The following is a 13,790-nucleotide window of genomic DNA, read 5'->3' on the forward strand; positions in this document are numbered from 1 at the left end:
CCGGCCTGATCCTTGGTGGCTCGATCAGCCAGAGCAACTTCCTCGGGACCGGTAACAAGGTGTCCATCGGCCTGACCCGTTCGGAGTACCAGACCCGCTACAACTTCGGCTTCGTTGATCCCTACTTCACTGCCGACGGCGTGAGCCTGGGCTACAACGCCTTCTACCGCAGCACCGACTACAGCGACCTTGACGTCGACGTGGCTAGCTATGCGGTGGACAGCCTGGGTGCCGGTGTCAGCCTCGGCTACCCGATCAGCGAAACCTCGCGCCTGACCTATGGCCTGAGCGTTCAGAAGGACAAGATCAAAACCGGTAAGTACACGGTAAACGAGATCTTCGACTTCCTTGACCAGGAAGGCGACAATTTCCTGAACTTCAAGGCTTCGGTCGGCTGGTCCGAATCGACCCTGAACAAAGGTGTATTGGCAACCCGGGGTCACTCCCAGAGCCTGACGCTCGAGAGCACCATTCCGGGCAGCGACCTGTCGTTCTACAAGCTGGACTACCGTGGCCAGTTGTTCAAGCCTATCAACAACTCGTACACGCTGCGCCTGCACACCGAGCTGGGCTATGGTGATGGTTATGGCAGCACATCAGGTCTGCCGTTCTACGAGAACTACTATGCCGGTGGCTTCAACTCGGTGCGTGGTTTCAAGGACAGCAGCCTGGGGCCGCGGAGTACGCCGAGCGTCGCTGAAGGCCAGCCAGGTCACCGTCCTGGCACCATCGCTGACCCGGACCAGGATCCGCTGCCATTCGGTGGCAACGTGCTGGTACAAGGTGGCGTCGAGCTGCTGTTCCCGCTGCCGTTCGTCAAGGATCAGCGTTCCCTGCGTACCTCGGTATTCTGGGACGTGGGTAACGTGTTCGACACCAACTGCGGCAGCAAGCCGGATTGCGAGAAGGTAGGCTTCTCGGGCATGGCCAGTTCGGTCGGCCTGGGCGTCACCTGGATCACGGCCCTGGGCCCGTTGAGCTTCAGCCTGGCGATGCCGGTGAAGAAGCCGGACGATGCCGATACCCAGGTGTTCCAATTCTCTCTGGGCCAGACCTTCTAAGGTCGGCCCTTGCTTAACGACAACGGTTTTTCCAGGAGTTCATCGTGCGTAAATTGGCTCAACTGGCCGTAGTGGCCGCGGCGCTGGTCGCCACCCCGGCTTTCGCCGAAATGAAGGTCGCCGTGCTGAACTATCAGATGGCCCTGCTCGAATCCGATGCCGCCAAGAAGTACGCGGTCGACGCCGAGAAGAAGTTCGGCCCGCAACTGACCAAGCTCAAGAGCCTGGAAAGCAGCGCCAAGGGCATCCAGGACCGCCTGATCAAGGGTGGCGACAAGATGCAGCAGCAGGAGCGTGAGCGCCTGGAGCTCGAATTCAAGCAGAAAGCCCGTGACTTCCAGTTCCAGTCCAAGGAACTGAACGAGGCCAAGGCCGTTGCTGACCGCGATATGCTCAAGCAGCTCAAGCCGAAGCTGGACGGTGCTGTCGAGGAAGTGATCAAGAAAGGCGGTTACGACCTGGTTCTCGAGCGCGGCGCGGTCATCGATGTCAAACCTCAGTACGACATCACCCGCCAAGTCATCGAGCGCATGAACCAAGCGCGTTGATATGACCGTGACCATGACGCTCGGCCAGCTGGCCGAGGCCCTCGGGGCCACACTCAAAGGCCCTGAAGCGCTGCAGATTACCGGGCTGGCCACCTTGCAGGAGGCTGGCCCCGGTCAATTGAGCTTCCTCGCCAACCCGCAGTACCGCAAATACCTGGACACCTGCCAGGCCGCCGCGGTGCTGCTCAAGGCTGCGGACGCCGAAGGCTTTGCCGGCAATGCCCTGGTCGTGGCTGACCCGTACCTGGCTTATGCGCGTATTTCCCACCTGTTCGACCCCAAACCCAAGGCTGAGGCGGGTATTCATCCCAGCGCCGTGGTAGCGGAGGATGCCCAGGTGGATGCGAGCGCCAGTGTCGGGCCGTTCGCGGTCATCGAAAGCGGTGCGCGCATCGGCGCCAACGTCAGCATTGGTGCACATTGCTTCATCGGTGCACGATGCGTGATTGGCGAAGGTGGCTGGCTGGCACCACGTGTCACGCTCTATCACGACGTGACCATCGGCAAGCGTGTGGTCATCCAGTCGGGTGCCGTGATCGGCGGTGAGGGCTTCGGCTTCGCCAACGAGAAAGGCATCTGGCGCAAGATCGCCCAGATTGGCGGCGTTACCATCGGCGATGACGTGGAGATCGGCGTCAATACCGCCGTTGACCGCGGTGCGCTGTCCGACACCCGGATCGGTGACGGGGTCAAGCTCGACAACCAGATCCAGATCGCCCACAACGTGCAGATCGGTGATCACACGGCCATGGCTGCCTGTGTCGGCATCTCCGGCAGTGCGCGCATCGGCAAGCATTGCATGCTGGCAGGTGGCGTGGGCCTGGTAGGGCATATCGATATCTGCGATAACGTGTTTGTTTCCGGAATGACCATGGTGACCCGCTCGATCACCGAACCTGGTTCCTATTCATCCGGCACGGCCATGCAGCCCCTGGCTGACTGGCGCAAGAGCGCGGCGCGCATTCGCCAGCTCGATGACATGGCCAAGCGGCTCCAGCAGCTGGAAAAACGTGTCGATACCGTGACCTCAGGTGGCCAGCCGACATCAGAAGGCTGATACCATTTCCTGAGCAAGAGTGAACAGTCGCTAGCTGGCTCCTCTTTGGACTGCAAAAGGAGCGTGTGGTCAGCACCTGCGCTCCCTATTCTTATTACAGGCTTCCCCCCGAAATGATGGACATCAACGAGATTCGCGAATACCTGCCTCACCGCTACCCGTTCCTGCTGGTAGATCGCGTGACGGATCTGGACTTCGAGGCCCAGAGCATTCGTGCCTACAAGAATGTCAGCATCAACGAGCCGTTCTTCAATGGCCATTTTCCGGCTCACCCGATCATGCCGGGCGTCCTGATCATCGAAGCCATGGCCCAGGCGGCCGGCATCCTTGGCTTCAAGATGCTCGATGCCAAGCCGGCCGATGGCACCCTGTACTACTTCGTCGGTTCCGACAAGCTGCGCTTCCGTCAGCCGGTGCTGCCGGGCGACCAGCTTGTGCTGGAAGCCAAGTTCCTCAGCCGCAAGAGCATGATCTGGAAGTTCGAGTGCCGCGCCCTGGTCGACGGCAAGCCGGTATGCTCGGCTGAGATCACCTGTGCGGAACGCTCCCTATGAGTTCGATTGATCCGCGGGCGATCATCGATCCCTCGGCCAGGCTGGCCGAGGGCGTCGAGGTTGGCCCGTGGTCGATCGTCGGCCCTGACGTCGAAATCGGCGAGGGCACCGTCATTGGCCCCCATGTAGTGCTTAAAGGGCCGACCCGGATTGGCAAGCACAACCGCATCTACCAGTTTTCCTCGATTGGCGAAGACACCCCTGACCTCAAGTACAAGGGTGAGCCGACACGCTTGGTGATCGGTGATCACAACGTGATCCGCGAGGGAGTGACCATTCATCGTGGTACGGTCCAGGACCGTTCTGAAACCACCCTGGGCGATCACAACCTGATCATGGCCTATGCCCATATCGGTCATGACAGTGTCATCGGCAATCACTGCATCCTGGTCAACAATACCGCGCTGGCCGGGCATGTACACGTGGGCGATTGGGCGATCCTGTCCGGTTTCACCCTGGTGCATCAGTACTGCCACATCGGCGCCCATGCGTTCTCTGGCATGGGCACGGCGATCGGCAAGGACGTGCCGGCCTTCGTCACGGTGTTCGGCAGCCCTGCCGAAGCCCGTAGCATGAACTTCGAAGGCATGCGCCGCCGTGGTTTCAGCGACGAGGTCATCCATGCCTTGCGCCGTTCATACAAGATCGTCTATCGCCAGGGTCTGACCGTGGAAGAAGCGATCAAGGAACTGGACGAACTGGCCGCCAGGCACGAACAGGTCGAGCTGTTCCGCCAGTCGATCGTGAACTCTGCCCGCGGCATCACCCGCTGACATGGCGCAGCTTTGCGTAGCCCTGGTCGCAGGTGAGGCTAGCGGCGATATTCTCGGTTCTGGACTGATGCGCGCCCTCAAGGCGCGCCATCCCGATGTGCGTTTCATCGGTGTGGGCGGCCCGTTGATGGAGGCTGAAGGCCTTCAGTCCTACTTCCCCATGGAGCGCCTGGCGGTCATGGGCCTGGTCGAAGTGCTGGGGCGCCTGCGTGAATTGCTCAAGCGACGCAAGCTGCTGATCCAGACCCTGATCGGCGAGAAGCCCGATGTGTTCATCGGCATCGATGCCCCCGATTTCACCCTCAATATCGAACTGAAACTGCGTCAGGCCGGGATCAAGACCGTACATTATGTCAGCCCGTCGGTCTGGGCGTGGCGGCAGAAGCGCGTGCTGAAGATTCGCGAAGGTTGCGACCTGATGCTCACGCTGTTGCCGTTCGAAGCACGCTTCTACGAAGAGCAGGGCGTGCCGGTGCGGTTTGTCGGCCATCCGTTGGCCGACACCATTCCGTTGACGGCAGACCGTCAGGCTGCGCGCAACGAACTGGGCCTGGCTGATGGGCCGCTGGTGGCGTTGATGCCGGGCAGCCGTGGTGGCGAGGTGGGGCGCCTCGGCGCGCTGTTCCTCGACGCCGCCCAGCGCCTGCGCGAGCGGGTGCCTGGCGTGCGCTTCGTGCTGCCTTGCGCCAATGCAGCGCGTCGTGCCCAGGTCGAGCAGATGCTCGAAGGGCGCGACTTGCCGTTGACCTTGCTCGATGGCCAGTCGCACCTGGCCCTGGCTGCCTGCGACGCGGTGTTGATCGCGTCGGGTACCGCGACACTGGAGGCGCTGTTGTACAAGCGGCCGATGGTCGTGGCCTACCGCCTGGCACCGTTGACCTACTGGATTCTCAAGCGTCTGGTGAAAAGCCCCTACGTGTCGCTGCCCAACTTGCTGGCCCAGCGTGAGCTGGTGCCTGAGTTGCTGCAGGATGCCGCGACCAGCGAAGCCCTGGCCCAGACCCTGGCACCGCTGGTCACCGACGGTGCCCGGCAGACCGAACGCTTCGACGAGATTCACCGCACCCTGCGCCGCGACGCCTCCAACCAGGCTGCCGACGCGGTGCTGGCCCTGCTCAAGGACCGCTGACATGCAGATTGGACTGGACTTCAACCTGGTCGAAGACCTGGTCGCCGGCGTCGACGAAGTTGGCCGCGGCCCGCTGTGCGGTGCAGTGGTCACAGCGGCGGTGATCCTCGACCCGGCTCGGCCGATCCTTGGCCTGAACGATTCGAAGAAGCTCACCGAAGCCAAACGCGAGGCGTTGTTCGACGAGATCTGCGAAAAAGCCTTGAGCTTCTGCATCGCCCGCGCCGAAGTCGAGGAAATCGACCGTCTGAACATCCTGCACGCCACCATGCTGGCCATGCAGCGAGCGGTGGAAGGGTTGCATGTGACGCCGAAGCTGGCACTGATCGACGGTAACCGTTGCCCGAAACTGGCGGTACCGGCGTCACCGGTGGTCAAGGGCGATAGCCAGGTGCCGGCGATCGCTGCCGCCTCGATCCTGGCCAAGGTGACCCGGGACCGGGAGATGAGTGCATTCGAGCTGATCTACCCGGGTTACGGCATAGGCGGGCATAAAGGCTATCCAACGCCTGTGCACCTCGAGGCCCTCGAGCGCCTGGGCCCGACGCCCATTCATCGGCGCTCGTTCGGCCCGGTGCGGGCCGCCTGGGAAGCCCGCGAAGGCCTCATCGACTCGTTGATCTGACGATCCGGGGCCGCGCAGCGGTCCCAAAACCCCCTCGCAATTGCGCTACAATCCCGCCCTTGTCGTTCAGCACTGCTACAGGACTATCCATGTCGGTTCCCTTCGTTCACCTGCGCGTCCACTCCGAATTCTCGCTGGTCGACGGACTGGTGCGGATCAAGCCGCTGGCCAAGGCGCTGGCGGGGATGAACATGCCTGCGGTGGCGATCACCGACCAGAGCAACATGTGCTCGCTGGTCAAGTTCTACAAGACTGCCATGGGCGCCGGGATCAAGCCGATCTGCGGTGCCGACCTGTGGCTGGCCGGCAACGACCCGGAAGCACCGCTGTCGCGTATCTGCTTCCTGGCCATGGACCCCAAGGGCTATCGCAACCTCACCGAGTTGATCTCCCGTGGCTGGACCGAGGGCCAGCGCAACGGCCTGGTGATCATCCAGCGTGAATGGATCGCGCCTGCCAGCGAGGGGCTGATTGCCCTGTCAGCCGGCAAGGAAGGCGATATCGGCATGGCCCTGATGAGTGGTCGCCAGGATGAAGCCGAAGCCCTGCTGCGCGACTGGATGGGCATGTTCCCGGAGCGCTTCTATGTCGAAGTGCAGCGCACCAATCGCGCCGGCGACGAAGAATACGTGCACGCTGCCGTGGCCCTGGCCGATCGGCTCGGCGCTCCACTGGTCGCCACCAACGACGTGCGCTTCATCAAGCAGTCCGACTTTGACGCCCACGAAACCCGCGTCTGCATCGGCGAAGGCTGGACCCTCGACGATCCACGCCGGCCGCGCATCTACAGCGACCAGCAGTACCTGAAATCGGCCGAGGAGATGGCCGAGCTGTTCAGCGACCTGCCCGACGCCCTTGCCAACACTGTCGAAATCGCCAAGCGCTGCAACATTCAGGTGCAGCTCGGCAAATACTTCCTGCCCGATTTCCCGACGCCGAATGGCATGGGTATCGACGATTACCTGCGGCACGTCTCCTACGAAGGCCTGGAAGAGCGCCTGGCGGTGCTGTGGCCGAAAGAGACCACACCGAATTACGAAGAGAAGCGCCAGGTCTATCTGGACCGCCTGAAGTTCGAACTGGACATCATCATCCAGATGGGCTTCCCCGGTTACTTCCTGATCGTGATGGACTTCATCAAGTGGGCCAAGAACAACGGTGTGCCGGTGGGCCCGGGCCGGGGGTCGGGTGCCGGCTCGCTGGTGGCCTACGTGCTGAAGATCACCGACCTCGACCCGCTGGCCTACGACCTGCTGTTCGAGCGCTTCCTCAACCCTGAACGTATTTCCATGCCCGACTTCGACGTCGACTTCTGTATGGACGGCCGTGACCGGGTGATCGACTACGTGGCCGAAGCCTATGGCCGTAACGCGGTCAGCCAGATCATCACCTTCGGTACCATGGCGGCGAAGGCGGTGGTGCGAGACGTGGCGCGGGTACAGGGCAAGTCCTACGGCCTGGCTGACCGCCTGTCGAAGATGATCCCGTTCGAAGTGGGCATGACCCTGGAGAAGGCCTACGAGCAGGAAGAGATCCTGCGCGACTTCCTCAAGGGTGACGAAGACGCCCGTGAAATCTGGGACATGGCCCTGAAGCTCGAGGGCGTGACGCGCGGTACCGGCAAGCACGCCGGTGGCGTGGTGATTGCCCCGACCAAGCTCACCGACTTCTCGCCGATCGCCTGTGACGAAGAGGGCGGCGGCCTGGTTACCCAGTTCGACAAGGATGACGTCGAGGCCGCCGGCCTGGTGAAGTTCGACTTCCTCGGCCTGCGGACCCTGACCATCATCAAGTGGGCAATGGAGATCATCAACCGCGAGCAGGCCAAGAAGAACCTGCCCGACGTCAACATCGACTTCATCCCGCTGGACGACCGCAAGACCTACGAGCTGTTGCAGAAGGCCGAAACCACGGCGGTGTTCCAGCTTGAATCGCGGGGCATGAAAGAGCTGATCAAGAAGCTCAAGCCCGACTGCCTGGAAGACCTTATCGCACTGGTGGCGCTGTTCCGCCCAGGCCCGCTGCAGTCGGGCATGGTGGACGACTTCATCAACCGCAAGCACGGCCGCGCCGAGTTGGCGTACCCGCACCCGGACTACCAGTACGAAGGCCTGAAGCCGGTACTGGCGCCCACCTACGGCATCATCCTGTACCAGGAACAGGTAATGCAGATCGCCCAGGTGATGGCAGGCTATACCCTCGGCGGCGCCGACATGCTGCGCCGTGCGATGGGTAAGAAGAAGCCCGAGGAGATGGCCAAGCAGCGCGGTGGTTTCATCGAAGGTTGTGCCAACAACAATATCGATGCGGACCTGGCTGGTAACATCTTCGACCTGGTGGAAAAGTTCGCCGGCTACGGCTTCAACAAATCCCACTCCGCTGCCTATGGCCTGGTGTCGTACCAGACTGCCTGGCTGAAAACCCACCACCCGGCGCCGTTCATGGCTGCGGTACTGTCGGCGGATATGCACAACACCGACAAGGTGGTGGTGCTGGTCGAGGAAGTGCGCAGCATGAAACTGCGCCTCGACGCGCCGGACGTGAACTTCTCCGACTTCAAGTTCACCGTCAACAATGACGGGCGCATCGTCTATGGCCTGGGTGCGATCAAGGGCGTCGGCGAAAGCCCGGTGGAGGCCATTGTCGAGGCGCGTGCCCAGGGCGGCCCGTTCAAGGACCTGTTCGACTTCTGCGAGCGCATCGACCTCAAGCGGGTCAACAAGCGGACCCTCGATGCGTTGATCCGCAGTGGTGCGCTGGACCGCTTGGGCCCGCATTTCCATGATGAGATCAAAGCCTACCAGGCCAATATCGACCTCAACCGCGCGACCTTGCTGTCTGCCCTGGGCGAGGCCATCAAGGCCGCCGAGCAGGCGGCGCATACCGCAGACAGCGGCCACGTCGACCTGTTCGGCGGCATGTTCGAGGCGGCCGATGTCGACGTCTATGCCAACCACCGCAAGGTGCGTGAACTGACCCTCAAGGAGCGCCTGAAAGGCGAGAAGGACACGCTTGGCCTGTACCTCACCGGCCACCCGATCGACGAGTACGAGACCGAGATTCGCCGTTTCGCTCGCCAGCGCATCATCGACCTCAAGCCGTCGCGCGAGACCCAGACCATCGCCGGGATGATCATTGCGTTGCGGGTGATGAAGAACAAGAAGGGCGACAAGATGGGCTTCGTCACCCTCGATGACCGTTCCGGGCGCATCGAGGCCTCGCTGTTTGCCGACGCCTACATGGCGGCACAGTCCTTGCTGCAGACAGATGCCATGGTGGTGGTCGAGGGCGAGGTCAGCAACGATGACTTCTCTGGTGGCCTGCGCCTGCGGGTGAAGCAGGTGATGACCATGGAGGACGCACGCACCAAGCTGGCCGAAAGCCTGCGCCTGAAAGTGGCACACGAAGCCCTCAAGGGCGACCGCCTCAAGTGGCTGGGCGAACTGATCACCCGCCATCGTGGGGCTTGCCCGATCACGCTGGAGTACACCGGCAGCGATGCCAAGGCCATGTTGCAGTTCGGCGAGCAGTGGAAGATCGACCCGGCTGATGGCCTGATTCAGGCGCTGCGTGACCAGTTCGGGCGTGAGAACGTCTTCCTGCAATATCGTTGAATCGACGAAATTTAATCTCGACCTATATGCGCCTGATCCCTTAAGGTATGGCGCCAAACGGATCAACCGGCCGGCCGCCTGGCCGTAGACCCAAGACGGATGACTATGAACCCGAATTTTCTCGATTTCGAACAGCCGATTGCCGACCTGCAAGCCAAGATCGAAGGCCTGCGCCTGGTAGGCAACGACAACTCGCTGAACATCAGCGATGAAATTGCCCGTCTGCAAGACAAGAGCAACACCCTGACCGAAAGCATCTTCGGCAACCTGACCAGCTGGCAGATCGCCCGCCTGGCCCGTCATCCACGTCGTCCTTACACCCTGGATTACCTGGATCACATCTTCACCGAGTTCGAAGAACTGCACGGTGACCGCCACTTCGCCGACGACGCCGCCATCGTCGGTGGTACGGCGCGCCTGGACGGCAAGCCGGTCATGGTCATCGGCCACCAGAAAGGTCGCGAAGTGCGCGAGAAAGTGCGCCGCAACTTCGGCATGCCGCGCCCAGAGGGCTACCGCAAGGCCTGCCGGCTGATGGAAATGGCCGAGCGCTTCAAGATGCCGATCCTGACCTTCATCGACACCCCGGGCGCCTACCCGGGCATCGACGCCGAAGAGCGCAACCAGAGCGAGGCCATCGCCTGGAACCTGCGCGTCATGGCACGCCTGAAGACCCCGATCATCGCCACGGTGATCGGTGAGGGCGGTTCCGGCGGTGCACTGGCCATCGGCATATGCGACCAGCTGAACATGCTGCAGTACTCCACCTACTCGGTGATCTCGCCGGAAGGCTGCGCCTCGATCCTGTGGAAGACTGCCGACAAGGCCGCCGACGCCGCTGAAGCCATGGGCATCACCGCTGAGCGCCTTAAGAGCCTGAACATTGTCGACAAGGTCATCCAGGAGCCGCTGGGCGGCGCCCACCGCGACCCGGTCAAGATGTCCGAAAGCATCCGCGCCGACCTGGTGCAGCAGCTGGACATGCTCGGCAAGCTCGATAACGATGCGCTGCTGGCCCGTCGTTATGATCGCCTGATGAGCTACGGCCTCTGATAGATCCCGGGGCCGCAGTTCTGCGGCCTCTGTGGGGGATGGCACCGGCTTCGCCGGTGTTCGCGGGTGAACCCGCTCCCACAGGTACTGTGCTGCTTTCTGAAGTGGTGCAATCCCTGTGGTAGCGGGTTTACTTGCGAATGCGTTCTTGAACTGAGCGAGAGTCAGATGATCAACCTCAGCCCTTGGCTCAACGCCCCCGCCTGGTACATCGCCTTCTCTGGCGGCCTCGACTCCACCGTCCTCCTGCACCTGCTGGCCAACCACGCCTGCAATCACCAGGCGCCTCCGCTGCGTGCCCTGCATATCCACCACGGCCTGCAATCCGCTGCCGACGCATGGCCTGCTCACTGCCAGTCGATCTGCAACCAGCTCGGCATCGAGCTCCAGGTCATCCACGTCCAGGTCACCCCCGGCGCCAGCCTGGAACAGGCCGCCCGCGATGCCCGCTATGCTGCTTTCAGTCGCATTCTCGGCCCGGGCGACATCCTGTTCACTGGCCAGCATCGCGACGACCAGGCCGAAACCTTGCTCTTGCGCCTGTTGCGCGGTGCCGGGCTGCGCGGGTTGACGGCGATGCCTTCGCAACGGCCGCTAGGTCAGGGCACCCTGGTCAGACCTTTGCTGGATGTTTCACGGCAGCGGCTGCAGGACTATGCCCAGGCGCACAGCTTGAATTGGGTCGAAGACCCCTCCAACAGCGATACGGCCTTTGCCCGCAATTACCTGCGCGGCGAAGTGTTGCCACTGTTGCAGCAGCGCTGGCCGCAGTCCAGCCAGAATCTTGCCCGCAGTGCCGAGCATCTGGGCGAATCGCTTGGCCTGCTCGACGAATTGGCACAGAGTGATCTGGCCCTGGCCGGCGAGGGTGCTTCATCTGCCTGGGCAGGCCTGGACTCGCTCGACCTGGCCCGGCTCGGCGAATTGTCGCCCGCGCGTCAGCGCAATGCCCTGCAATTCTGGCTAAGCCGCCGCACCCGCCTGCCCGATACCCGCCATTGGGCCGGCTGGGCAGACCTGCGCGATGCGGCAGGGGATGCGCAACCCATCTGGCGCCTTGCCGATGGTCAGTTGGTACGCAGCCACGGGCGTATCTGGTGGTTGAGTGGCGACTGGCTGAAACAACCTGCCGGCCAGTTGGCCTGGCATGAGCCCCGGGTAGCCCTGGAATTGCCGGATAACGGCAGCGTGCAGCTGGTCTGCACTCGGCCGATGAGCGGGCTGCATGTCGCCTACCGCCAGGGCGGCGAGGTGCTGGAGATCCCCGGTCGCGGCCGGCGCGACCTCAAGCGCCTGCTCAACGAACTGCAGGTCCCGCACTTCGTGCGACCGCGACTGCCGTTGCTATATTGTGGCGAGCGCCTGCTGGCGGTGGCCAATCTGCCTTCGCTGACGCAGGCCGATTGCCAGCTTCACTGGCAGCCGCCGACGAACGCGCAAGGTTTGAGCTGAAGGGTACATTCCGGTAGACTACCCTCCCTTCTTGATACAACTTCTGTGGCTTCCCCGGAAACACGGCAGTTGCCGATTACCAAGCAGTTTTTTGCTGGGCTGATTCTGAAAATGACGAGCGAGCTCCATGCCGGGGATTCCCCTGGTCTGTACAGACGCGGCAGTTTTTCCAGATGCACTGTGATTGACGCAGGTGATCGGGGGCTTCGGCCTTCCTTCGCTTTCTCCGGCGGCGCTGGCCGCCTTAACGCAGACTTCTAGGGTTTTTCATGACGCGCTACATATTCGTCACGGGCGGTGTTGTTTCTTCATTGGGGAAAGGCATTGCCTCGGCATCCCTGGCGGCCATCCTGGAAGCGCGGGGCCTGAAGGTCACCATGCTCAAGCTGGATCCGTACATCAACGTCGACCCGGGCACCATGAGCCCGTTCCAGCATGGTGAGGTGTTCGTCACCCACGATGGCGCCGAGACCGACCTTGACCTGGGCCACTACGAGCGGTTCATCCGCACGACCATGACCCAGAACAACAACTTCACCACCGGTCGTATCTACGAGCACGTGCTGCGTAAAGAACGCCGTGGTGACTACTTGGGCGCAACCATCCAGGTCATCCCGCACATCACCGACGAAATCAAGCGCCGCATCATCAAGGGTGCCGGCGATGCCGACGTGGCCCTGGTGGAAATCGGCGGTACCGTGGGTGATATCGAGTCGCAACCGTTCCTCGAGGCGATCCGCCAGCTGCGTGTCGAAGTGGGTTCCAAGCGCGCCATGCTGATGCACCTGACCCTGGTCCCGTACATCGCCACTGCTGGCGAGACCAAGACCAAGCCGACCCAGCACTCGGTCAAGGAGCTGCGCTCCATCGGCCTGCAGCCTGACGTGCTGATCTGCCGTTCCGACCACCCGGTCGACGCCTCGTCGCGCCGCAAGATCGCCCTCTTCACCAACGTCGAAGAGCGTGCGGTGATTTCGCTGGAAGACGTCGACACCATCTACAAGATCCCGGGTGTGCTGCACGCCCAGGGCCTGGACGACTTCGTCGTAGAGCGCTTCGGCCTGCAGTGCAACAGCGCCGACCTGTCCGAGTGGGACAAGGTGGTCGATGCCAAGCTCAACCCTGAGCAGGAAGTCACCATCGCCATGGTCGGCAAGTACATGGAGCTGCTGGATGCGTACAAGTCGCTGATCGAAGCGATGAGCCACGCCGGCATCACCAACCGGACCAAGGTCAACCTGCGCTACATCGATTCCGAAGACATCGAGAACCAGGGCACCGGCCTGCTCGAAGGCGCCGACGCTATCCTGGTACCGGGCGGTTTCGGCCTGCGCGGCGTGGAAGGCAAGATCACCGCCGTGCAGTACGCCCGTGAGAACAAGGTGCCGTACCTGGGCATCTGCCTGGGCATGCAGGTAGCCGTGATCGAGTTCGCCCGTAACGTGATGGGCTGGAAAGACGCCAACTCGACCGAGTTCGACCGCAACAGCGGCCACCCGGTGGTCGGCCTGATCACCGAGTGGGCCGATGCCACCGGTGCCGTCGAGACCCGTACCGAAGCCTCCGACCTGGGCGGCACCATGCGCCTGGGCGCACAGGACTGCCAGCTGGCTGCCGGTTCCAAGGTGCACGACTGCTACGGCAAGGACATCATCACCGAGCGTCACCGTCACCGCTACGAGGTCAACAACAACCTGCTGCCACAGCTGGTTGATGCTGGCCTGGTGGTTTCCGGTCGTTCGGAAGACGGTGCGCTGGTCGAAGTGGTCGAGTCCAAGGACCACCCATGGTTCGTTGCCTGCCAGTTCCACCCGGAGTTCACTTCCACCCCGCGTGACGGTCACCCGCTGTTCAGCGGCTTCGTCAAGGCGGCCCTGGCCCAGAAGAACAAGGCCTGATTTTTTCAGGCCTTTGATGAGTTTTC

At 62.4% G+C, this 13,790-nt stretch carries 11 protein-coding genes; all 11 read left to right on the forward strand.

The window, feature by feature from the left end:
- Positions 1-1,061 (forward strand): outer membrane protein assembly factor BamA (bamA, locus tag ACQKPS_RS16890; protein WP_427604973.1); only part of this gene is annotated, 1,061 nt, incomplete at its 5' end.
- A gap of 44 nt (positions 1,062-1,105) precedes the next feature.
- Complete coding sequence (locus ACQKPS_RS16895; protein ID WP_003252311.1) at positions 1,106-1,609, forward strand: OmpH family outer membrane protein; 504 nt, start codon at positions 1,106-1,108, stop codon at positions 1,607-1,609.
- A gap of 1 nt (position 1,610) precedes the next feature.
- Positions 1,611-2,666, forward strand: a complete 1,056-nt coding sequence (lpxD, locus tag ACQKPS_RS16900) for a UDP-3-O-(3-hydroxymyristoyl)glucosamine N-acyltransferase (protein ID WP_254483600.1) — start codon at positions 1,611-1,613, stop codon at positions 2,664-2,666.
- Positions 2,667-2,779: 113 nt separating this feature from the next.
- A complete protein-coding gene (fabZ, locus tag ACQKPS_RS16905) occupies positions 2,780-3,220 on the forward strand; it encodes a 3-hydroxyacyl-ACP dehydratase FabZ (RefSeq protein WP_003252314.1) in 441 nt (146 codons plus the stop codon).
- A complete protein-coding gene (gene lpxA / locus ACQKPS_RS16910; protein ID WP_254483601.1) occupies positions 3,217-3,993 on the forward strand; it encodes an acyl-ACP--UDP-N-acetylglucosamine O-acyltransferase in 777 nt (258 codons plus the stop codon). Before fabZ ends, lpxA begins: the two co-directional genes overlap by 4 nt.
- A gap of 1 nt (position 3,994) precedes the next feature.
- Positions 3,995-5,122 carry a lipid-A-disaccharide synthase gene (gene lpxB, locus ACQKPS_RS16915; protein ID WP_254483602.1) on the forward strand — a complete coding sequence of 376 codons (1,128 nt, stop codon included), beginning with the start codon at positions 3,995-3,997 and terminating at the stop codon, positions 5,120-5,122.
- 1 nt (position 5,123) lies between these two features.
- The gene (rnhB, locus tag ACQKPS_RS16920; protein WP_176506552.1) at positions 5,124-5,747 is read left to right on the forward strand and encodes a ribonuclease HII; all 624 of its coding nucleotides are present in this window, start codon (positions 5,124-5,126) and stop codon (positions 5,745-5,747) included.
- An 89-nt stretch (positions 5,748-5,836) separates the two neighbouring features.
- Positions 5,837-9,361 (forward strand): DNA polymerase III subunit alpha, encoded by a 3,525-nt coding sequence (dnaE, locus tag ACQKPS_RS16925; protein ID WP_254483603.1) that lies wholly within the window; start codon positions 5,837-5,839, stop codon positions 9,359-9,361.
- Positions 9,362-9,466: 105 nt separating this feature from the next.
- Positions 9,467-10,414 carry an acetyl-CoA carboxylase carboxyl transferase subunit alpha gene (gene accA, locus ACQKPS_RS16930; protein WP_427604977.1) on the forward strand — a complete coding sequence of 316 codons (948 nt, stop codon included), beginning with the start codon at positions 9,467-9,469 and terminating at the stop codon, positions 10,412-10,414.
- Between the two features lie 168 nt (positions 10,415-10,582).
- The gene (tilS, locus tag ACQKPS_RS16935) at positions 10,583-11,866 is read left to right on the forward strand and encodes a tRNA lysidine(34) synthetase TilS (RefSeq protein WP_427604979.1); all 1,284 of its coding nucleotides are present in this window, start codon (positions 10,583-10,585) and stop codon (positions 11,864-11,866) included.
- 269 nt (positions 11,867-12,135) lie between these two features.
- The gene (locus ACQKPS_RS16940) at positions 12,136-13,764 is read left to right on the forward strand and encodes a CTP synthase (RefSeq protein ID WP_254483606.1); all 1,629 of its coding nucleotides are present in this window, start codon (positions 12,136-12,138) and stop codon (positions 13,762-13,764) included.
- The last annotated feature ends 26 nt before the right edge of the window (positions 13,765-13,790 follow it).

This window comes from Pseudomonas sp. NPDC086566 (assembly GCF_050280885.1).
In the GTDB taxonomy this organism is placed as follows: Bacteria; Pseudomonadota; Gammaproteobacteria; order Pseudomonadales; family Pseudomonadaceae; genus Aquipseudomonas; species Aquipseudomonas vlassakiae.